Here is a 20,874-nt window from a genome sequence, read left to right as displayed (position 1 = left end):
GGCCGCTGACCGGTCAGGCCCTTGGCCGACTCAGCCCCTTGGCCGGTTCAGGCTGCTGGCCGGCTCAGGCCCCTGACCAGTTCAGGCCCCTGACCGGTTCAGTCCGCTGATCGGCTCAGGCCCCTGCGGCGAGCGTGGAGATCAGGGTCCTCAGGACCGAACCGGTGTCGACCCCGGCGTCCAGTGACTCCACGGCGGCCAGCCCGTCGACGGCCGCGGCGACGGCCTCGCCCAGCGGCCGGGGATCGAGGTGCCCGCCCTTCTCGTCGGCCAGGACCTGGAACAGATCGACGAAAGCGGTGCGCCAGCGCCGGTACTCCGCCTCCAGGGACTCCCGCACCCGGTCGTCGTTCAACGCGTGCCAGTGCAGCGCCGAGTGCAGGTGCGCGAGGGCCGCGCCCTCCGGCCGGCCGAGCAGATCGACCACGCGGTCGGCGCGCTCGGCGAACGTGCCGGGGGACGCCACCGCCGCTTCCAGGGGGGAGATCCACTCGGGGCGGATGTCCTCGACGACCGCCAGGACGAGATCGGTCCGGTCCTGGAAGTGGTAGTGGCACATTCCGTGCGAAACCCCGCACAGGGCCGCCACGTTGCGGGTGGTGAAGCGCTCGCTCATCTCACCCGAGAGCAGCGTCCGCGCGGCCGAGATCAGCCGTGCCCGGGTCTGCTCCCCCTTCGCCGACACGCGCGACCGCCCCGTCCGGGCGGGGGGAGGGGAGAGTTCCTGGGGGCCCTTCGCCGATGCAGCCATGGCGTCACTCTAGCGAGCGCCTGAGGCGCCACCTGCGGCGTTGCGCGAACCCACGGGATTCGCCGTCCAAACTATTGACCGAGCGCTCGGTCAGTTTTAGCTTTCAGGCTGCCGTCGTGCCACAGCGGTCGGCTGAAGCCACAGAGGAGACCCACATGAACGAGCACGCAGTGAACCGCGCCTCGGGCGGGGGCATGCCCAGGCGCCGGTTCCTGGCAGCGGCGGGGCTCACCGCCGCCGCAGCCGCCCTCGCGGCGGCCGAAGGACGGGCCCGAGCCGCGTCCCCGCGCGACCGGGCCGCTTCAGCGGGCTCCTTCAGCGTGCCGATCGAGGACGTCCGCCACACCCGCACCTGGATGGCCTGGCCGGACAAGCACCGCGATCTGGGGTGGAACGCTCAGTGGCGTCCAGGCGGACATCGCGCTGATCGCACGGACCATCGCCACCTACGAGCCGGTCGTCATGTGCGCCAACTCGGCAAGCGCGGCCAAGGCCCGCTCCTCGTGCGGGTCCTCGGTCACGGTCATCAGCTCGATCCCGGTCGACGACTGCTGGATGCGCGACACCGGCGCGGTGTTCCGCACCGACGGGGCCGGCGGACTGGACGCGGTCGGCCTCAACTTCAACGGCTGGGGGAACAAGCAGACCCACGCCCGCGACGCGCACGTGGCCGAGAGGATCGCCGCCTACGTAGGCGTCCCGTTCACTTCCGCCGCCCTGGTCGGCGAGGGCGGCGCGATCGAACAGGACGGCGTCGGCACCCTCATGGCGACCCGCAGCAGCCTCCTCGACGCCAACCGCAACCCCGGCATGTCACAGGCACAGCTCGAAACCGCGATGTGTGCCGCGTACGGCGCTTCCCGCGTCATCTGGTTCGACGGCGTGCGCGGACAGGACATCACCGACGACCACGTCGACGCCACCTCGCGCTTCCTCGCCCCCGGACAGGCGCTGGTCCAGATGCCCCTGGCGACGGACACCGACGTCTTCTCCAAGGACGCGCGCCGGCAGTTCCAGGTCCTTTCCGCCTCCGTCACCGCGAGCGGTACTCCGATGTCGGTGAGCAGGCTCCAGGGCCCCGACTACGACAAGATCCGCTCCACCGACCGGGACTTCCTCGCTTCCTACGCCAACTACTACGTGTGCAACGGCGCCGTCATCTCCGGCCAGTTCGGCGACACCCAGGCCGACGCAGCGGCCAGGGCCACCCTGGCCCGGCTCTACCCCGGCCGGGTCGTCGAACAGCTCGACATCGACCGACTCGGCACAGGCGGCGGCGGAATCCACTGCGTCACCCAGCAGCAGCCCGTTCCGTAGCCGACGAGCGCACGCCGGCCGAGGGCCGGCCGAAGGCCCGGGGGCAGGTGGCTAGAGTGCGAGTTCCTCCCACTGGTCGAGCGTGAGTTCTGCCAGGTCGGGGCAGGGTTCCCGCTGACCGTCGTGGAGGGATTGCTCGGCCCAGATCACCTTGCCGCGCGCCAAGTAGCGGGTGCCCCAGCGCTCGGCGAACTGTGCGACCAGGAAGAGGCCGCGGCCACCCTCGTCGGTGGCGGCAGCCCGCCGCAGGTGCGGGGAGGTACTGCTGCCGTCGGAGACCTCGCAGATCAGGGCACGGTCGTACAGCAGGCGGACCCGGATGGGCTGGGTGCCGTAGCGGATGGCGTTGGTGATCAGCTCACTGAGGATCAGCTCGGTGGCGTACCCGATCTCCTCCAGCCCCCAGCCGTCCAGGGTGCGTCCGCAGTCGGAGCGGATCCGCGCCACGGCCGCCGGGTCGGACGGCACCTCCCACTCGGCGACCCGGTCCGGGTCGAGCAGCCTGGTACGGGCCACCAGCAGCGCGACGTCGTCGCTGGGACGGGCGGGCAGCACGGCGTCCATCACGGCGGCGCAGGTCTCCTCCGCGTCGAGGCCCGTACCGGTGGCCAGAGCGGAGCGCAGCAGCTCCAGGCCGGTGTCGATGTCGCGCTCGCGGTCCTCGACGAGCCCGTCCGTGTACAGCACCAGGCGCGAACCTTCCGGCAGGGCCAGTTCGGCGGTCTCCACCGGCAGGCTGCCGCCCGCGCCCAGCGGTGGGGAGACGGGCACTTCGGGGAAGGAGGCGGTGCCGTCGGGGAGCGCGAGGGCCGGCCCGGCGTGGCCCGCCCTGGCCATCGTGACCCGCCCCGCGACCGGGTCGTACAGCGCGTACAGGCAGGTGGCGCCGGTCATTCCGGCACCCTCGCCGTGTCCGTCGCCGCTGTTGCCGGCGGTCGGATCGCTGTCGATCCGGCTCACCAATTCGTCCAGGCGGGCCAGAAGCTCGTCAGGGGAGAGGTCGAGCGCGGAGAAGTTGTGGACCATGGTGCGCAGACGGCCCATGGTCGCGGCCGCGTGCAGACCGTGACCGACGACATCGCCGACGACCAGCGCCACCCGCGCACCGGGCATGGGGATGACGTCGAACCAGTCACCGCCGACCCCGGCCCGCGCGGGCAGGTAGCGGTAGGCCACGTCGAGGGCGGACTGCTCGGGCAGCCCACGAGGGAGCAGGCTGCGCTGCAGGGTGACAGCCATCGTGTGTTCGCGGGTGAACCGGCGGGCGTTGTCGACAGCCACCGCGGCGCGGCCCACCAGCTCCTCCGCGATCGAGACGTCCGCCCGCTCGAACCGCTCCGCCTCACCCGACCGCAGAAAACTGGCAACGCCCATCAGCACACCGCGCGCACGCAGCGGTACCACGATCATCGAGTGCATGCCGAAGCCGACGAGCCGCCGGGCCCTTTCGGGATCGTGCGCCTGCCATCCGGCGAACGTCGACATGTCCGCCTCCAGTACCGGCTCTCCGGTGCCGAAGCCGACCGCCTGCGGTGTGTCCGGAGCGAATTCGAGCAGGTTGCCGACCGGGTACAGAGGATGGTCCGCCCGGATGCCGCTGAGAGCTGTACGGCGCATCGTCGTGCCCACCGGCTCGCCGCCCTGAAGGACCGGCTCGACGAGGTCCACGGCGGCGTAGTCGGCGAACCGGGGCACCACGAAACGCGTCAGCTCCTCGGCGGTCCGCACCACGTCGAGGCTCGTGCCGATCGCCGCCCCCGCGTCACACAGCAGCCCGAGGCGATGCTGTGCCGCGGCGGCCCTGCCGGACAGGGCCCGCAACTCGGTCGTGTCGCGGACCGTCACCACGCTCCCCGTCGGGCCGCCGTACGGGGCGGTCTGGCGCGCGTTCACCGCGAGCAGACGATCGCGCGCCGGGAAGACCTCGTCGGCGGCCTCCCGGCCGGAAGCCAGCAGCTCGGCGACGGGCCGGTCCAGGCCCAGGTCGGCGATGTCGTGCCCCACGGCGTCCGCGGGCAGGGCCAGCAGGCGTCGCGCCTCGTCGTTGGCCAGGAGCAACCGCCCGTCGCTCACGATGAGCACCCCCTCCCGCACGGCGTGCAGCACCGCGTCGTGGTGCTCGTACATCCGTCTCAGTTCGGCGGGCTCCAGACCGTGCGTCTGCCGCCGCAGGCGACGGTTCACCAACGCCGTCCCGGCCGACACCAGGACCACGGCGCCGGCAGCGGACCCGAGGAGAACCGGAAGCTGACGTACCACCCTCGCGTTCACATGGTTGACCGTGATGCCGACCGACGTCAGCCCGACGACCTTGCCATGTGTGTCGAAGACGGGAACAGTCGAATCCACGGTCAGCCCCAGGGGCGTGATGAACGTGCCCGTCTGGGTATGCCCGGCAAGCGCTACGTCGTACGGGCCCAGCACATGTCTGCCGATCAGCCGCGGGTCGGGGTGGGTCCAGCGGAAGCCGGCCGGACTGAACACGACGATGTAGTCGACCCCCGACGTCATCCGTGCCGCCTCCGCGCGCGGCTGCAGCAAGGCGCTGGGGTCGGGTGACTCGATGGCGGCCAGCGTTCCCGGGGCGTTGGCGAAGGCAGCGGCGCCGGTGAGAGAGCGTTGCCTCGCCTCCTGCACACTCGCCCCCTGAGCTTGCAGTACGAGCGCGGCCACGGCTCCCAACCCGAACAGCACCACGAGCACCAGCTGCAACACGAACACCTGACCCGCGACACTGCGTGGGATCAGCGGGAAACGGCGCGGTCGCTCCGACGTCGGCGACGCCCCGGTGCCGTGAGGGTCCCTCCGTGTGGACGAAGAGAAGAAAAGCCTCACCATGGGGCATTCATACCACCGGCTGCACCCGCCGAGCAGCCAGGGATTTTTACCCTCCTCTCACCCTCCGGTCCTTCGGGTGCCCTCTCCCCACCCGTGCCGTCGGCGCCGAAGAGCAGGCCGAGTGCGAGGGGTTCGCGGGTTTCGGTGGCCGCGTCGGGGGGTGCCGGGCAGGTCGGTCTGGAGGGCGTGGGCGGAGGCGATCATGCCGACGGCCCCGCAGGGTGCACCGGTCCGTCCGGATTCCTGTGTCAGTCGTGGCGCAGTCGGGCCGCCAGGCCGTCGAGGAGCAGGCCGAGCCCCAGCGCGAACCCACGGTCGTCGAGTTCGGGCAGTCCGCCGTCGGTGGCCGCGGCTCCCTCCAGGGAGTCGGCGAGGGCAGGGTAGTCCGGCCGGTACCCGGCCGGGGGCCGGGCGAAGCCCGCCGTGAAGGTCTCCAGGGCGGAGCCGAGGACCAGGTAGTCGATGGCGGCTGCCGCCTCGGCCGCCACGGCCGGGGTGAGTCCGGCGCCGACCAGTGTGCCCAGCAGGGTGTCGTACCCGCGCAGGGCCTTGTCCGCCTCCACCCTGCGCCGGGCGACCAGGGGGATCATGTTCGGGTGCCGCAGGTACACCTGCCGGTAGCCGCGTGCGTACTCGACGATGCCCTCGCGCCAGTCCGGCCTCCGCAGCGGGCTCAGGTCGATCTCCTCGTTGATCAACTGAGAGGCCGCGTCCAGCACCTCCTCCTTGGAGGAGATGTGGTTGTACAGCGACGCCCCGCGCACCCCCAGCCGCGTCGCGAGCGCGCGCATGGTCAGCGCCTGGGTGCCTTCCTCGTCGAGGAGTTCGAGAGCGGCGCGTGCGATGACCGCACGGCTGAGCAGGGCGCGGCTGGGTCGGCCCACGGGGGCGTCGCCTCCTTCGGCGCGATCGTCACGGACAGGGTCGTCAGGCTACCGGTACGTAAAGGCTTCACAGCTGGTCGGGTGGCGGCTATGGTCCGTTAACTAACAAAGTTAGTTATCTTTAGTGCCGTGACCGGCTCGCCACCCCTGACCAGGCTTGCCATCGTCCCGGCGCTCGTGTTTCTCTGCGAGGTGCCCGTGTCCCACCCTGCCCACGGCGGATCCACCGCCGAGTCCACCGCTGCGCGGCAGGACGCCGACGCCGCCCGCCTCGGCGACCTCGGCTACAAGCAGGAACTGCGCCGCAGCCTCGGCGTCCTGGGGAACATCTCCATGGGCTTCGCCGTGGTCTCCCCGGTCGTCGCCCTCTACGCCGTGTCCCAGGTCGGCACGATGATCGCGGGCCCCGCATGGGTGTGGGCGCTGCCGATCGTCCTGCTCGGCCAGTGTCTGGTCGTCAACGTCTACTCCGAGCTCGCCTCGCAGTGGCCGCTCGCGGGCGGCCCCTACCAGTGGGGGCGCCGGCTGATCGGCCCGGCGTTCGGCTGGATGGGCGGCTGGGTGTGGCAGTTCGCCGTCATGTTCGGCAACACCACCGTGGCCTACCTGGCCGCACCCTGGGTCTTCGCGCTCATCGGGGTGGCCCCCTCGCCCGGCGGGATGGTGGCGACGGCCGTCGGCATCCTGCTGGGGTGCTCGCTGGTGAACGCCTACGGCATCAACGCCCTGCGCTGGTTCGTCTCCATGGGCATCGTCGCCGAGGCGATCGCCTCGGTCCTGGTCGGGTTCTCCCTGCTGCTGTTCTTCCGCAAGCACCCCTTCTCGCTGTTCACCCACACCCTGGGCGCCGAACAGCTCTCCGGCGGATCCACGTTCGCGGCGTTCGTCGCCGTCGTCGCCGTGGCCGGCTGGGCGTTCATCGGCTTCGACGCGTGTGTCTCCACCGCCGAGGAGACCAAGGACGCGGGCCGCCAGGTACCGCGCGCCATGTGGTGGGCCCTGCTGAGCGTCGGCACCGTGGTCATCCTGAACGCGATGGCCGTCGCCCTCTCCCACCCCGACCCGGCCAGGATCGTCGCGGGGGAGGACATCGACCCCGTCACCACGGCCGTGACGACGTCGTTCGGCGCCTGGTCCGACAAGCCGTTCGTCGCCGTCGTCCTGGTCGGCTTCCTCGCCTGCGCGATGGCCTCCCAGGGCGGTGCCGCCCGGGGCCTGTACTCTCTGGCCCGCGACGGCGCCTTCCCGGTCTCCGGCCAGGTCCGGAAGGTCAACGCGCGTCAGGCGCCCATCGGCGGCCTGATCGCCTCCACCCTGGTGAGCAGCGTCGCCCTGCTCCTGGGCATGAACGCCACCGCCATCGGCAGCCTGATCGCCTTCGGCACCGCGGCCACGTTCGTGCCGTTCTTCCTGACCTCGCTCGCCGCACTGATCGCCCGGCTGCGCGTCACCTGGAGGCCGTCCGGCCACATCCGGCAGGGCCGCAAGGGCACCGTCGTCAACGTGCTCGCGACGCTGTGGACCGGCTTCGAGGTCGTCAACGTCTGCTGGCCGCGCGCCGTCATGGCGCCGCCCGGAGCCCCCTGGTACCAGATCTGGGCCGGCGTCCTCGGCACCGGCGTGGTCCTCGGCACCGGCCTGCTCTACCTGATCGTGAAGCGGCCGCACGAACGGATCCCCGATGAGCAGGGCAAGGCCGCCGGCACGTCAGCCGACACGTCCGCGGACGGTTCCCCGGCATGGGCGGCCGAACCGTCCTGACCATCACCTGGCTGATCCATCGGCAGGTCGAGAGGGGGAGGGCAGGGAGGCAGAGGGCCAGGGGGCGGGCGGGTCAGGCGTAGGCGTCCTCGACGGCGGCTTGCCGCACGGTGCGCAGCGTCGATCGGAGAGTGTCCGGATCGGTCGAGCCCAGGGCGAGGCGGATGGCCTGCGGCGTGTGCGTGGAGGTGGAGAACGGCTCCGCCGTGGACACCGAGATGTGCCGGCGTGCGAGGGCGGCGGTCAGACGGTCGGCGCGTGCGTCGTCGGGCAGCGGCAGCCAGGTGAAGTAGGACGAGGGGTGGCTGATGAGCGGGAGGCCTGCCAGCTCTTGTCCGGCGATTGACTGGCGGGCCCTGGCGTCGTCCCGTTTCCGCGCTTCCAAGTGGGCCACCGTGCCGTCGTCGAGCCAGCGGCAGGCGATCGCGGTGGTGAGGGCGGGGGTGTTCCAGGTGGTCGCCCGGATCGCGCGTTCGAGCGAGGGCACCGCGGAAGGCGGGGCGACGACGAAACCGACTCGCAGGCCGGTGGCGACGCTCTTGGACAGTCCCGAGACGTGGACGGTGATGTCCGGCGCGGTCGCGACCAGAGGCGGTGGCGGGTCCTCGACCAGGTAGGCGTAGGAGGCGTCTTCGATGATGTGCGACCCGTGCTGTCGGGCGATCTGGATCAGGCGGGTCCGGTCGGTTGCCGGCATGACCCAGCCCAGAGGGTTGTGCAAGGTGGGCATGGTGTAGATCGCGCGCACGGGGCGGGTCGCGCACAGCTTCTCCAGGGCATCGAGATCCGGCCCGTCGGCGGTGGCGGGGACGGGTTCCAGGTCGAGATGAAAGGCGTGCGCGAGCACCTTGAAGCCGGGATAGGTGAGTGCGTCGACCGCGACGACGTCGCCGGCGCCCAGCGTGGCCATGACGGTGACGGCCAGGCCGTGCTGGGCACCGTTGGCGATGAGGATCCGGTCCGCGTCAGTGGTGATTCCCCGGAGCCTCAGGTGTCGTGCGACGGAGGCTCTGTCCTGGGGGCGCCCTCGATGGGGTTGGTAGTGCAGCAGCGAGTCGAGATCGCCGGAGGTGGCCACCTCGCGCAGGGCCTGCCGCAGGAGATCGGCCTGGCCGGACAGCGACGGGTAGTTGAAGTTGAGGTCGACCGCGTCCGTGGCGACGGCCTGCTGGTCGATGCCGTGACCGGCGGGGACCGCGAGGTCACGCACGAACGTGCCGCGGCCCTGTTCCCGGCTCACCAGGCCCATCGCTTCGAGTTCGGCGTAGACCCGGGTCGCGGTCACCAGGGCGATGCCCTCGCGGGCGGCGAGCCCGCGGTGTGTCGGCAGCCGCACACCTGCGGTGAGCCGCCCGGTCCGGATGTCGGATGCGAACGCGTCGACCAGCGTCTTGTATCGCGGGGCTGCCACGCGCCGAATTGTATCCATGACAATTCTTTGACTGTCCTGTTTCGGGGTCCTTACCGTCACGTCAAGACGCACTCAATGCCTCACTCAGCGCCCCGCTTTATGACCCACCCACCCGGAAAGGCAGCCACCGTGCACATCGCCATCCTCACCTTCGAGGGCTACAACGAACTCGACTCCCTGATCGCGCTCGGTGTGCTCAACCGCGTCAGGACCGACGACTGGCGCGTCACCATCGCCACCCCCGCCCCCAAGGTGACGTCGATGAACGGGGTGGTCATCGAGCAGATGTCCACCCTTGAGGAGGCGTGCGCCGCCGACGCCGTCATCGTCGGCAGTGGCATCGCCACCCGCGAGGTCGTGGAAGACCCGGCGATCATGAACGTCCTGCGGGGCCTGGACCCCTCGCGCCAGCTCATCGCGGCGCAGTGCTCCGGCGCACTCGTGCTGGCCAGGCTCGGCCTGCTCGAAGACATCCCCGCCTGCACCGACCTGACCACCAGGCCGTGGGTCGTCGCCGCCGGCGTCGAGGTGCTCGACCAGCCCTTCTACGCCAAGGACAACATCGCCACCGCCGGCGGCTGCCTGGCCTCGACCTACCTCGCCGCCTGGATCATCGCCCGCCTCGAAGGCAACGGCGCCGCCGAAGGTGCGCTGCACTATGTCGCCCCGGTCGGCGAGAAGGAGGAATACGTCGAGCGCGCCTGGCGCAACATCACCCCCTACCTGCCCGCTCCCGCTCCCGCCTCCGCTCCCGTTCCCGCGCCGGCGCTCGGCTGACACGTGACCGTCGATCACGGCGCGATCGGGCGGGTCCGCACGCGGGATGCGTGACCGGCCGCCTCGTGGACATCATGGAGGCTGCGGGGGAAGAGGGGACTGAGGGCCCAGCACACCACCGGACGGAGCGGACGCGACGGTGGTGAGAAGGGATGGCCGCGATGAGCGCATCCGAATCCTTCCGGGCCGAGGGCGAAGTTCGCAGGGCGTCCCAACCCCTCAAGCTTCTGAACGATCTGTCCGGGAGGCTGGTCTCGCAGTCCCCGGTCGGGCTGGCTGTCATGGACACAGACCTGCGGTACGTCGCCGTCAATCCGGCCCTGGAACGCATCAACGGCCTGTCGGTGGAGGACCATGTCGGCCGCCACGTCTCAGAGATCCTTCCGCGCGTGGAGACCACGGCCATCGCCTCCGCGCAGTGGCGGGTGCTGGAGACCGGAGTCCCGCTGCTGGATCAGTACGTCGTGGGCCGTACCTGGGCCGATCCGCATCACGACTGCGCGTGGTCGGTCTCCCTGTACCGGCTCGAGGACCCCGTCGGCCGGGTGTGGGGAGTGGCCGCCTCGATCGCGGACGTCACCGAGCGCCACCGCGTGGAGGCGGAAGCCGCTCGGGCCCGACGGCGACTCACCTTGATCGCCGACGCCTCGGCTCTCATCGGCACCGTGCTGGACGTCGACCAGACCGCCCGGGAGCTGGCCCAGGTCGCCGTGCCCGAACTCGCCGACATCGCGGCCGTGGACATGCTGGACACGGTCCTGGCCTGCTACCGCACGGCCGGGCCGGGCAGCGGCCCGGAACTCTTCCGTGCCCTCGCCCTGGCCGCCGCCTACCCGACCGAGGCCACCCGCGCCGCCGACCAGGTGGGTGACCTGGCGACCTACGCCGCAGACCGCCTGGTCACCCAGTGCGTCCACACCGGCAGGCCGGTCCTGGTGCCGCACGTGGGAGAGCAGGACCTGGCCCGCATCGCCCGCGATCCCGGGGCCGCCGTGCTGTTGGCCCGCGCCGGCGTCCACTCGTACCTGGCCGTACCGCTCAGCGCCCACGGAGTGGTGCTCGGCGTCCTGTGCCTCCAACGCGCCCGCAACCCCCTGCCCTTCGACCACGACGACGTCCTGCTGGCGGTCGAGCTGGCCGGCCGTGCCGCGGTGAGCATCGACAACGCCCGCTGGTACCAGAGCGTGCGCAACACCGCGGTCACCCTCCAGCGCAGCCTGCTGCCGGAACACCCGCCGCACCTGACGGGCCTGGAGATCGCCTCCCGCTACCAGCCCGCCCAGGCCACCAGTGAAGTCGGCGGGGACTGGTTCGACATCATCCCCCTGACCGGCGACAAGACCGCTCTGGTCGTGGGGGACGTGATGGGCAGCGGCATCGACGCCGCCGCCACCATGGGCCGGCTGCGCACCGCCACCTGCACCCTGGCCGAACTCGACTTCGACCCCGCCCAGGTGCTCCAGCACCTGGACAGGATCACCAGCGGCCTGGAGCACTACATCGCCACCTGCCTCTACGCCGTCTACGACCCCCACCACCGCGAGTGCCACATCGCCAACGCCGGACACCTGCCGCCCGCGCTCGTCCACACCGGCCGACCTCCCGAGCTGCTCGACCTGTACCCGGGCGCGCCGCTGGGTGTCGGTGGCGTCCCCTTCCACAGCAGCACGCTCGAACTCGGTCCCGGCGACGATCTGGTCCTCTACACGGACGGCCTGGTCGAAACGCGTCACCACCCCATCGACGAGCGTCTCGACGCCCTCCTCGGCCTGCTGGACGGCTCCGACCGCCGCCCCGCGGGAGAAACCTGCGACCTGCTCCTGCACGCCCTGCGGAACCCCGACGACCACGACGACGTCGCCCTGCTCATCGCCCGGATCCTGCCCGCCCAGCCCTGAACGCGAGAGCGTCGAGGCTTCTCGTAGCGCGAGCCCGCCGATACGTGGCTTCCTTCACGCACTCCCGGCTTCGGAGGGCCGGGGTCCCGCCGCGCGGCGCAGCCGGTTGGCGATCGCGAGTCCCAGCCCCTTCTCCACCGGCAAGGACGCGACGACGAGGTCGCATCCCCGCTTGTCGAGTTCGCGCAGGAACCCGTACAGCCCGCGTGCGTAGGCGGCCATCGAACCGGGGACCGCCACCACGGCGTGCGCCTTCACCGGAGCGCCGGCGAAGGCGGAGGGAAGGAAGACGCCCACCTGGTGCCCCAGCTCCTGCGCGCGTTCCGCCTCGGCGACCACCTTCTCGGGCTCGACGAGGACGACACGCGCACGCGGCGCGTAGTGGGACGGGTGCTGGCCCGGTACCCGGACGCGGCTCGTCGGGTCGACCGCGAGCGGGTGCCCCAGCACCTCTTCGAGGTCCTCGCGCGTCACCCCGCCGGGCCGGAGGATGCTCGGGATCTCGCCCGTGGCGTCCACGATGGTCGACTCGACGCCGACCTCGCAGGAACCGCCGTCCAGCACGAAGTCGACGGCATCGCCCAGCTCCGCACGGACGTGGCCCGCCGTTGTCGGGCTGACCGAGCCGAAGCGGTTGGCGGACGGGGCCGCGACACCGCCGCCGAAGGCGGAGAGCAGCGCGCGTGCGACGGGGTGGTCGGGCACGCGCACGGCCACCGTCCGAAGGCCACCGGTCGCCTCCAGGGGCACCCGGCGACCGCGCCGCAGGACCAGCGTCAGTGGCCCCGGCCAGAAGTGCTCGGCCAGCAGGCGAGCCGTCGGCGAGACGTCCTCGGCCCAGTCGCCCAGGTGCTCGGCGCCGCCGATGTGGACGATCAGCGGGTGGGACGGCGGGCGCTCCTTGACCTGGAAGACGCGCGCGACGGCGGCGGAGTCCTCGGCGTCGGCGCCCAGACCGTAGACAGTCTCGGTAGGGAAGGCCACCAGCCCTCCGGCGCGCAGCACACCGGCCGCCTTCTCGATGTCACTGGTTCTTGCCGTCACCCTCGCCATCCTTCCACAGCGCCAATCTCCACATCTCACGGCCGTTCCACGGTCGTTCCGTGGTCCCTTCGGCGCATAACGACCGACCTGGGCCGAGGGCACCGCGTGGGCCCGGTACCAGTGGGCGGGGCGATCGACACGTCCGTCGCGTCGTCTCTTCGTCTCTTCGTCTCTCCGCATCTCCGTCTCCTCCACGCCGCTCATGCGCCGCGCGTCGGCGTCAGGACCGGGTCCCCGGGTCGGTGTACCGCAGCAGGGCGCCCACGCCCTCGTGCAGCCGCAGCTCGCCCTCCGGTACGACGACCAGTTCGGCGCCGGTGCCGACGAGGGCCCGGACGAGTGCCTCGTCGGCGCGTTCCTCGCGCGGGGCCCGCACACCGAAGGACATCAGCTCCGCTTCGGTCAGGGCGAGCTGAGTGGGCTGGGAGCCCGTCCAGAGGCGCAGCGTGGGCCCGGCCCCCGGCGGTCGGTTCAGCAGCAGTGCCGCGACCTGGCCGCGCTGGAGGGCGGCGACGGTGGCGGCCGGCCCGTCCGTCACGGGTCCGTCCAGAGCGCGCCGGCCGATGAAGGTGTCCACGAGTTCCCGGTCGTGCGCGGCCATGCGGCCGTGGAAGACGCCGTGGAGCTGCGGCTCCAGCAGGGCGCGTCCGGTGTCGGTGGGGGTCCGGCCGCCCACGCGTACGACCTTGTCGCGCAGGGTGTGCGGCAGGCGGCGGAGCAGTACGTTGCACGCCCACTCGTCCCCGCCCACCACGACGGCGTCGGCGTGGGCGCGCCGCGCCTGTTCGTCCAGCCGGTGACCGAGCCGCAGGCAGGCGCGGTGCCAGGTCGCCACCGCGACCCTGCGGTGCAGCCGTTCGCCCGGGGTGACGGTGGACGCGGGCCAGGTGCCGGTCTCCGCCTCCAGCGTCACCCAGCCGTGGGTCTCGGCGGTCGGAAGGCCGCCGTAGTGGACGACCACGGCCATGTAGGGGATCTCCGGAAGGTGCTGGGTGAGCAGGGGCAGCGCGTCCGGCAGGGTGCTGTAGCGCGCGGAGTCGTGCTCGGGAGGCGTGGGCAGCTCCCCGTCCAGGACGAGCGTGCCGTGGGCGGCGAAGACGGCCTGACCGTGCGCCCCCGGCACCTCTGTGTCGGCGCCGACCACCTCCTCCAGTACGTTCAGCAGCGCCCGCTCCGAGCCCTGACGCGACAGACTCGCGCGCAGCCGCCCCCAGCGCAGCGCGATCGCCCGCTCGGGATGCTCGACGTTCCGGGAGGTGTCCAGGTACACGGAGGCGAACGGGCCCGGCTCCGCGTAGAGGGGTTCAAGGAACGACAGCCTCATCGCCACTCCTCACTCTTCGTCTCACTCCTTCACTCCTCGTCGACGGCCTCTCCTCCCTTCCTTCGATGATGCGCGGCGCGGGGGCTCTTTGGTGATGCGCGCCCTGGCGGTTCTTCGATGGTGCGCGCCCCGAGGGCTGCGTCAGCGCCGCGGCGTTCCTCACTGTCCGTGTTCACCGCGCGATCCGCCGCTGTGGGCGAAGCGACCCCCGGTGTTATTCAATGAGGTGTGCGGTCAGGGATCTCGGGGCCCCGTCGCACGGGTCCGAGTACGGCCCTGGCGCTGCGCCGGGGACTGCTGAGGGAGCCGCATGGACTCCACACCCTCTCCCTCGTCGTCTTCGCCGTTCGACCTGGTCAGCAGCGCCCTGGGGCGCTACATCCCACGCGGAGGAGCGGCAGCGGGCGCCGGTCGCGCGCAGGCGCAGGGCGGCGGCACCTCCCGGCAGCGCGTACCCGACAGCCCGGCGGCCGGCCGTCAGGACCAGATCCTCGGCGCGGTCAACCTGGACAGGGATCTGAGGATCACCCGCCGCAACCTGGACGCCCCCGTGTTCGAGGGCCTGGACGCCGTGGACGGGAGTCCCTTCGTCGATCTCCTGCCCCCCGGGGACGTACCGACGGTCACACGGCGGTTGCGGCAGGTCCTGGAGACCGGTGAGGCGCACGTCGCCCGGATCCAGCGCCTGCGGCGCGGCGACGGGTCGGAGCTGGTGGTCTCGATGAGCATCCTGCCCGCCGCGGTGCCTCAGGAGGGCCTGACCGTCTCCGTGATCGCCATGGCCAGGAGGCTGCACCTGTACGCCGCCGAGACCGCGATCGGCACCTCGCTGGACATCGGCGACACCGCGCAGTCGCTGGCACAGTCCCTGCTGGCGTGGGGAGAGGTGGCCGCCATCGACCTTGATTTCGCCGTGTGGACGGGGGAGGGGGTCACCGGGCAGGGGAAGGGGCGCATCCGGCTGCGGCGGGCGGCTCTGGTGCCGGACCGGGCATGGCCCGACGGCTACGTGACCGCGGGCCACGACCTTCCCGGCGACGCGAGTCGCCTGCTGGCGCACGCGGTACAGCGGGCCGATGCCCCGCAGGCCATCGTCATACCCGACCGGGAGGCGGTCGAGCGGGTGCTCGGCAGTCCGCGGGTGATGCGTGCCCTGGTGCCCGGTGACCGGTCGGCGGGGGTGGCCTGCATACCGCTGGTCCTGGACGGCGCGCCGCCCGTCGTGCTGGGCGTGGCGGAGGTCTGGCGGCGCTCCGACCGCCCCTTCCGCGACAGCGAGCTGCTCGACCTGCAGGAACTGGTGGCCAGGACCGCCCATCACGTCGACCTGGCCCGTCAGCACCAGCGCGAGCACACGCAGGTGCTGGCGTTGCAGCGCCGGCTGCTGCCCCGGCGCGGCGGCGACACGATCGAGATCGCCAGCATCTACCAGCCCGCCACTCCCGACAGCGCGGGCGTCGGCGGCGACTGGGTGAACAGCTTTCCGCTGCCGGACGGCCGTACCGCGCTGGTGGTCGGCGATGTCGTCGGGCACGGCCTGGGAGCCGCGGCGACCATGGGCCAGCTGAGCATGGAGGCCCGCGCGCTGCTGTCCGCGGGGCTGGCGCCGGACGAGGTGCTGGAGCACCTGGACGAGACCGTGACGCTGCTGGACGAACCGGAGTCCGGGCTCGCGGCCGGCTACAGCGCCCTCGGGTCGACCTGCTGCATCGCCCTCTACGACCCGGTCAGCCACCGGTTGGCGTTGTCCAGCGCCGGCCACCTCCCTCCGGTCCTGGTCTGTCCGGACGGGCGGGCGCGCACGCTCGCGGTCCGCCCTCACCCCGGCCTGGGCGCCGAGTTCGCGTTGCGGGAGCCGTTCGACGTGCACACGTTCGACGCACCCCCGGGCTCCCTGCTCGCTCTCTACACCGACGGCCTGGTGGAGGATCCGGCCGTGTCGATCGACGAGGGCATCGGCAGGCTGGCGGACGCCGTGTCCAAGGTGCACCCCTGGGACGCCCTGCAGCAGGCCGCGCGGCACGTCGTCGCCGCGCTCGCGCCCCCGCGTCAGCGCGACGACGTGACCCTGCTGCTCGCGCGGATGATCGGCTACCGCAAGGGGGACACCGCGACCTGGCGGCTGCCCGCCCGCGACGACGCCCCCGCCCGTGCCCGCGCGCAGGTCCGCGCGCTGCTGCGGCAATGGCGCATCAGGGACGACACCCGGGACAACGTGTCGCTGCTGGTCAGCGAACTGGTCACGAACGCGGTGCGCTTCGCCGCAGGTCCCGTCACGGTACGGCTGATCCGGGCCGGTCAGGGCCTGCTGTGCGAGGTGGGCGACACCGGCAACGGCAGGCCGCGTCTGAGCCGGGGCGGCCTCCTGGACGACGGCGGTCGCGGGCTGCACGTCGTGCACCGGCTCACCACCCGGTGGGGGGTGCGGTGGACGGACACCGGCAAGGTGGTCTGGGCGGAAGTCGCGCGGTGACGAGGCAGCCGTCCCCCGCCCGGGTCGCCGGTACCGGTGGCGCGGGTCCGCGCTACAGCCACTCGCCTTCCAGCGCGGTGGCGGTCAGGCCCGGTGCCGCCGCGTACAGGACGGCGCGACTGCCCGACTTCTGCCCGGCGTCGTGCGCCCGCCGCATGATGTCGAACACGGCCGCGCCTCCGCGGTTGCCGCTGGTGTAGCTGTCCCTGCTGTAGCCCAGCAGTCCCGAGGGCCACGCCTCGGGCATCGTCTGCTCCATGTACTCCAGCACCCGGGTCCCGCCGGGGTGCGCCAGCAGCACGTCGGGGTGCCAGGAGTCGGGGTCGTCCTGGTAACGGACGCGCAGCCACTCCCACATCGCGGCGACTGTCTTCTGGACGGCGCGCGGCCCGTGCCGGTCCATCACGAAGTGGGTGCCGTCCGCCCGCGTCTCCAGGCGGTGCAGGTCGTGGGTGCCGGGCGGGGTGTGGTGCCAGGCGGCGTCCAGCCGCAGTACCGACTCGCGCCTCGGGCGGCCCGTGACCACCGCGGCGACCGCGGTGTCCGCGAACAGCAACCGGACGATCAGGGACTCGAGGGTGTCGTCCGCGGGCTGGTAGGTCGTGCTCAGCGCCTCCGCGATCACGACCAGGACGACCCGGTCGGGGTCGGCGGCCACCAGATCCGCCGCCAGCGCCAGGGAACGGGTCCCCGCGACACAGGCCCACTGCGTGGCCGGCAGCAGCATCGCGTCGCTGCGGAGCTGAAGCCGGTTGGCCAGGGAGACGTCCAGACCCGGCAGCGCGGGGGTGGTGGAGTGACTGGTGATCAGGCAGTCGATGTCCGCGGCGTCGAGCCCGGCGATCTGCAGGGCCCCGCGCGCCGCACGCTCCCCGTAGGCCTGTACGGCCTCCCAGGCCGGCGCGGTGCGCTCCTGGACGGTCTGCGGCGCGGGTATCGCTTCGAGGGCGGCGATCACGCGCTCCACGTCCTGCTGGGTGAACCCGTCGCGTGCCAGCGCCTCTTGGGCGGGCCCTGTGCCGAGGGTCCCCAGACCGCCTGCCTTGCCGGGCGCGACGGCGGTCTCCAGCGGCAGCATCCACCCGCGGGCCTCGATGCCCGTGCTGGCCGCGATGCCGTCGATCCGGGGAGCCCAGGCCGCATGCGGGTGCCGGTCGCGCACCTCCGCCACGATCTGGCTGGTCTCCACGGTGTGTTCGCCGTGTATCACGGCAGGAGGACAGAGGTAAGCGGCCATAATGGGGCACCTTCCCAGGTGAGGAGGAATGTCACGAGTGCTGTGTCATGGGTCACTTTGAACTCCGCTCCCAAGAGGTTGCCGATGGGCTCCACTTCGGGAGTCGGTCTCGGTATCGAGCATGGACGCCAAATGGACATTTCCGCTGTGATGCAGACAACTTAGGCGGCATTTGTGGTGCGTGACACGGCACACATCGCTGCAGCGGGGCCTTCGGGGCGGTGCCGGTGGGCCGGGCTTGACTCGCTGTCAGACGGGACGTCCAACTGCCTGCTCACTGGCGCCCCGGAGACCAAGTCTTCTCATCCGTAGCCCCACACGGGATCGGTCATCGAGGCGGAGCGCGCGTAACTCGCGTGACCGCGAGCCGAGTTCAAGCGCATCGAACGCGATTACGGCTTCGAGTTCGCGGACGATCACCGTGCGTTCTGTGCGGCACAACAGGTTCAGGTACGAAGGCTGGGGCGAGCGTCCGACTGGCGGGGCGGAGGCGCTGGTCTTGACTTCGATGCCCAGTTCGTCGGCGGTCTTGACGTCGTGGCCGACCCACTCCACACACGGCTCGTCGGAACCCACCGCCTGGCATACCAGGAACTCCGCGAACAGTCCGTGTGTGTTGTTCACGCGGAGATCGGGCATGGCGAACCGTCAGAAAGCTGCTGTACCGGCCGCTTCATGGTGGACAGTCTGCCGGTGAGCGGAGTGGTCTGCTCGGGTGGCTTTTCAGGAGCCGTCGAGACAGGGGGTGTTGGGGTACCTGGCGGCTTGTTCGGCGGGGGACGATGATTGACTGGTCGCGGTAGCCACCGTGCCCACCGCGAAGGAGAACCCCGCAGTCATGAGCCAGCCCTACACGTACGAGTACAAGGTCGTCAGCTTCCGGGAGTCGCTGATAGGCGATGCCCTGGACTCCGACAAGCTGGAGAAGGTCCTCAACAAGCACGCCGAGGACGGCTGGGGGCTGAAGGCGATCACGTCCGCCGACGTCAAGGGCCGCATCGGGCCCGGTGCCGTCGAGGGACTTCTGCTCACCTTCGAGCGGCCGCGCCAGTAGCGATCACGATCCGGCCGCCGGCCGGCTCCAGCGGCCGGTCGAAGGCGCCGGCAGCCGCCCGTGCACTGCCGGGGCAGGGGAGTGAGGCGGCCCGAGGTCTCCGTCATCGGGCCGAGGGCCGCCCCGCCGAGGGGTGTGGACCGGCGGCACGATCTTCGATGCGAAAATGGGTGGATGGCAGGAGTCGAGGAATTCACGCCCGAGTCTGAGCGGGTCATGCGCACCCTGCGCGATCAGATCATCGACGGGACCCGGGCACCCGGCAGCAGGCTGGTGGAGCGGGAGATCGCCGCCGAGCTGGGTGTGAGCAGGCTGCCCGTCCGCGATGCCCTGCGGGACCTGGTCAACGAGGGTCTCGTGACGCCGCGCCCTCGTACCTGGGCCGTGGTCCGAGAGTTCACCCCGTCCGACCTCTCGGACCTCAGCGAGGTGAGGTCCGTCCTGGAGACGCTCGCGTTCAGCCTCGCCGCACAGCGCCGTACCCGCGAGGGCCTCGCCAAGCTGCGCGCCGACCTCGATGCCGAGGAATCCGCCGCAACTGTGGGTGACGGCGCGGGCGCACGGCGCGCTGCCGCAGACTTCCACGAGACCGCCATCGAGCTGGCCGACAACGCGCTGCTCAGCGAGCTGTACACGACACTGCGCAGCCGGATGCGCTGGTTGCTGGGGCAGCACGACGATTTCGCCGCCGTCGCCGGGGAGCACGAGGAGCTGTATCGGGCGATCGAGGCGCGGGACGTGGAAGGCGTCGGGGAGCTGGTGGCGCGTCACCTGGCGGCCAGCCGGGAGAAGGTCGCCGCGCACCAGCGCAAGGCGGCGGCGCAGTAGCGTCCGCCGCCTTCGGGCCCGCCCGGCGGGGGGACCGGGAGGGGGCGCCGGGGGAGGGGGCGGGGTGACGGGTGCGGTCGTCGAGCTCTTCCGCGGCGCAGCGGTGTTCCCCTTCAGGCGCCGTGCCGTGCCGTGCCGTGCCGTGCCGTGCCGTGCCGTGCCGTGCTCTGCCGCGCCGCTCCCCGTCTCGGTAGCCGGCCCCGGCTGTCGGTCCCGGCAACTGTTCCGGTGATCAGCCCGTAAGGCCGGGAATAGTCCACCGGATACCTCGCCTACCGGATACCTCGCCTACCGAGCACCTCGTCTACCGAGCACCTCCCGAATACCTCACTCCCCGACGTAGACGATGCCTCCCGGCACGTCGGACCGGATCTCCGTGCCGACGCGCCGCTCCAGCAGGTCGTCCAGGCGCTCCAGGGGGCCGATGAGGGTGCGCCCGCCCGCCTCGGCGACCCGCACGGCCGCGTCGACCTTCGGCTTCATCGAGCCCTCGGCGAAGGCCAGCCGGGCCAGGCCCTCCGGTGAGGCGGTGAGGATGTCGCGCTGCTCGGGCGTGCCCCAGTTCTCGCTGACGAAGTCGCCGTCGGTGAGCATGATCAGCATGTCCGCCTTCAGGTCGGCGGCGAGCGCGGCGCTGGCCAGGTCCTTGTCGACCACGGCCTGCATACCGATCTGGCGGCCCTTGGAGTCGGTACGCACCGGCACACCGCCGCCCCCGACGCACACCACGAGCGTGCCGTTGTCCAGCAGGCTGCTGACCAGCGGCGCCTGCATGATGCGCAGCGGGTCCGGGGAGGGGACGACGCGCCGGAACGCGCCGCCGTCACGCGCGATCGTCCACCGGTACTCGGCGGCGGCCTCGGCCGCGTCCTGCGCCGAGTACTGCGGGCCGATCAGCTTGGTCGGCCGCTCGAAGGCGGGGTCGGCCTCGTCGACCTCGGTCGTGGTGAGGATGGCCGCCACCTCGCGCTCGCCGGCGAGCGCGTTGGAGAGCTCCTGCTGGATGACGTAGCCGATCATGCCCTGGGTCTCCGCGCCGAGGATGTCCAGCGGGTAGGCCGCCACGTCCTGGTAGGCGAGGTTCTGCAGGGCCAGCAGGCCGACCTGCGGGCCGTTGCCGTGTGTGATGACGACCTCGTGCTCGCGGGCCAGGCCCGCCAGTGCCTGGCAGGCCCCCCGGACGTTCGCCCGCAGGTGGTCGGCCGTCATCGGCTCCCCACGCCGGGCCAGTGCGTTTCCTCCGAGGGCGACGACGATGCGCATGTGTTTTCCCTTGC

The 20,874-nt window shown here is 71.7% G+C and carries 16 protein-coding genes; 7 read left to right on the top strand and 9 right to left on the bottom strand.

Annotated elements, in window-relative coordinates; all coding sequences use genetic code 11:
* Positions 1–115 precede the first annotated feature (115 nt).
* Positions 116–751: a TetR/AcrR family transcriptional regulator gene (locus ACGFYV_RS10510; protein ID WP_393877964.1), complete on the bottom strand. Its 636-nt coding sequence runs from the start codon at positions 749–751 to the stop codon at positions 116–118.
* A gap of 381 nt (positions 752–1,132) precedes the next feature.
* On the opposite strand from ACGFYV_RS10510, the gene ACGFYV_RS10505 reads away from it, so the two are divergent.
* A complete protein-coding gene (locus tag ACGFYV_RS10505; protein WP_393878016.1) occupies positions 1,133–2,068 on the top strand; it encodes an agmatine/peptidylarginine deiminase in 936 nt (311 codons plus the stop codon).
* Between the two features lie 51 nt (positions 2,069–2,119).
* Here ACGFYV_RS10505 and ACGFYV_RS10500 read toward each other — a convergent pair whose 3' ends face one another.
* The gene (locus ACGFYV_RS10500) at positions 2,120–4,906 is read right to left on the bottom strand and encodes a SpoIIE family protein phosphatase (RefSeq protein ID WP_393877963.1); all 2,787 of its coding nucleotides are present in this window, start codon (positions 4,904–4,906) and stop codon (positions 2,120–2,122) included.
* Between the two features lie 248 nt (positions 4,907–5,154).
* Complete coding sequence (locus ACGFYV_RS10495; protein ID WP_393877962.1) at positions 5,155–5,790, bottom strand: TetR/AcrR family transcriptional regulator; 636 nt, start codon at positions 5,788–5,790, stop codon at positions 5,155–5,157.
* Between the two features lie 129 nt (positions 5,791–5,919).
* On the opposite strand from ACGFYV_RS10495, the gene ACGFYV_RS10490 reads away from it, so the two are divergent.
* Complete coding sequence (locus tag ACGFYV_RS10490; protein ID WP_393877961.1) at positions 5,920–7,551, top strand: APC family permease; 1,632 nt, start codon at positions 5,920–5,922, stop codon at positions 7,549–7,551.
* A 73-nt stretch (positions 7,552–7,624) separates the two neighbouring features.
* Here the strand turns inward: ACGFYV_RS10490 and ACGFYV_RS10485 are convergent, their stop codons facing one another.
* Positions 7,625–8,962, bottom strand: a complete 1,338-nt coding sequence (locus ACGFYV_RS10485; protein ID WP_393877960.1) for a PLP-dependent aminotransferase family protein — start codon at positions 8,960–8,962, stop codon at positions 7,625–7,627.
* 129 nt (positions 8,963–9,091) lie between these two features.
* Between ACGFYV_RS10485 and ACGFYV_RS10480 the strand changes: the two genes are divergently transcribed.
* Positions 9,092–9,739 (top strand): DJ-1/PfpI family protein, encoded by a 648-nt coding sequence (locus ACGFYV_RS10480; RefSeq protein ID WP_393877959.1) that lies wholly within the window; start codon positions 9,092–9,094, stop codon positions 9,737–9,739.
* Between the two features lie 161 nt (positions 9,740–9,900).
* Positions 9,901–11,637 carry a SpoIIE family protein phosphatase gene (locus tag ACGFYV_RS10475; RefSeq protein ID WP_393877958.1) on the top strand — a complete coding sequence of 579 codons (1,737 nt, stop codon included), beginning with the start codon at positions 9,901–9,903 and terminating at the stop codon, positions 11,635–11,637.
* Positions 11,638–11,691: 54 nt separating this feature from the next.
* Here the strand turns inward: ACGFYV_RS10475 and ACGFYV_RS10470 are convergent, their stop codons facing one another.
* Entirely contained in the window at positions 11,692–12,690 is a 999-nt protein-coding gene (locus ACGFYV_RS10470; RefSeq protein WP_393877957.1) for an L-threonylcarbamoyladenylate synthase, read from the bottom strand.
* 211 nt (positions 12,691–12,901) lie between these two features.
* Complete coding sequence (locus ACGFYV_RS10465; protein ID WP_393877956.1) at positions 12,902–14,005, bottom strand: hypothetical protein; 1,104 nt, start codon at positions 14,003–14,005, stop codon at positions 12,902–12,904.
* A gap of 310 nt (positions 14,006–14,315) precedes the next feature.
* On the opposite strand from ACGFYV_RS10465, the gene ACGFYV_RS10460 reads away from it, so the two are divergent.
* Complete coding sequence (locus ACGFYV_RS10460) at positions 14,316–16,478, top strand: SpoIIE family protein phosphatase (protein WP_393877955.1); 2,163 nt, start codon at positions 14,316–14,318, stop codon at positions 16,476–16,478.
* 52 nt (positions 16,479–16,530) lie between these two features.
* Here the strand turns inward: ACGFYV_RS10460 and ACGFYV_RS10455 are convergent, their stop codons facing one another.
* Both ACGFYV_RS10455 and ACGFYV_RS10450 read right to left on the bottom strand, forming a co-directional pair.
* Positions 16,531–17,715, bottom strand: a complete 1,185-nt coding sequence (locus ACGFYV_RS10455; protein ID WP_393877954.1) for a type III polyketide synthase — start codon at positions 17,713–17,715, stop codon at positions 16,531–16,533.
* Positions 17,716–17,964: 249 nt separating this feature from the next.
* A complete protein-coding gene (locus ACGFYV_RS10450) occupies positions 17,965–18,339 on the bottom strand; it encodes a hypothetical protein (RefSeq protein WP_393877953.1) in 375 nt (124 codons plus the stop codon).
* Positions 18,340–18,553: 214 nt separating this feature from the next.
* Here ACGFYV_RS10450 and ACGFYV_RS10445 point away from each other — a divergent pair, with 214 nt between their 5' ends.
* Together ACGFYV_RS10445 and ACGFYV_RS10440 are read left to right on the top strand one after the other, a co-directional pair.
* Complete coding sequence (locus ACGFYV_RS10445) at positions 18,554–18,769, top strand: DUF4177 domain-containing protein (RefSeq protein WP_393877952.1); 216 nt, start codon at positions 18,554–18,556, stop codon at positions 18,767–18,769.
* A 174-nt stretch (positions 18,770–18,943) separates the two neighbouring features.
* Complete coding sequence (locus ACGFYV_RS10440; RefSeq protein WP_393877951.1) at positions 18,944–19,597, top strand: GntR family transcriptional regulator; 654 nt, start codon at positions 18,944–18,946, stop codon at positions 19,595–19,597.
* A gap of 327 nt (positions 19,598–19,924) precedes the next feature.
* Here the strand turns inward: ACGFYV_RS10440 and ACGFYV_RS10435 are convergent, their stop codons facing one another.
* Entirely contained in the window at positions 19,925–20,860 is a 936-nt protein-coding gene (locus ACGFYV_RS10435) for a carbamate kinase (RefSeq protein WP_393877950.1), read from the bottom strand.
* Positions 20,861–20,874: the final 14 nt, after the last annotated feature.

The sequence above is a fragment of the Streptomyces sp. NPDC048297 genome, assembly GCF_043201585.1.
In the GTDB taxonomy this organism is placed as follows: domain Bacteria; phylum Actinomycetota; class Actinomycetes; order Streptomycetales; family Streptomycetaceae; genus Streptomyces.
Note: the sequence above shows the minus strand (reverse complement) of the source record. Positions and strands in the feature narration are given on the sequence as shown.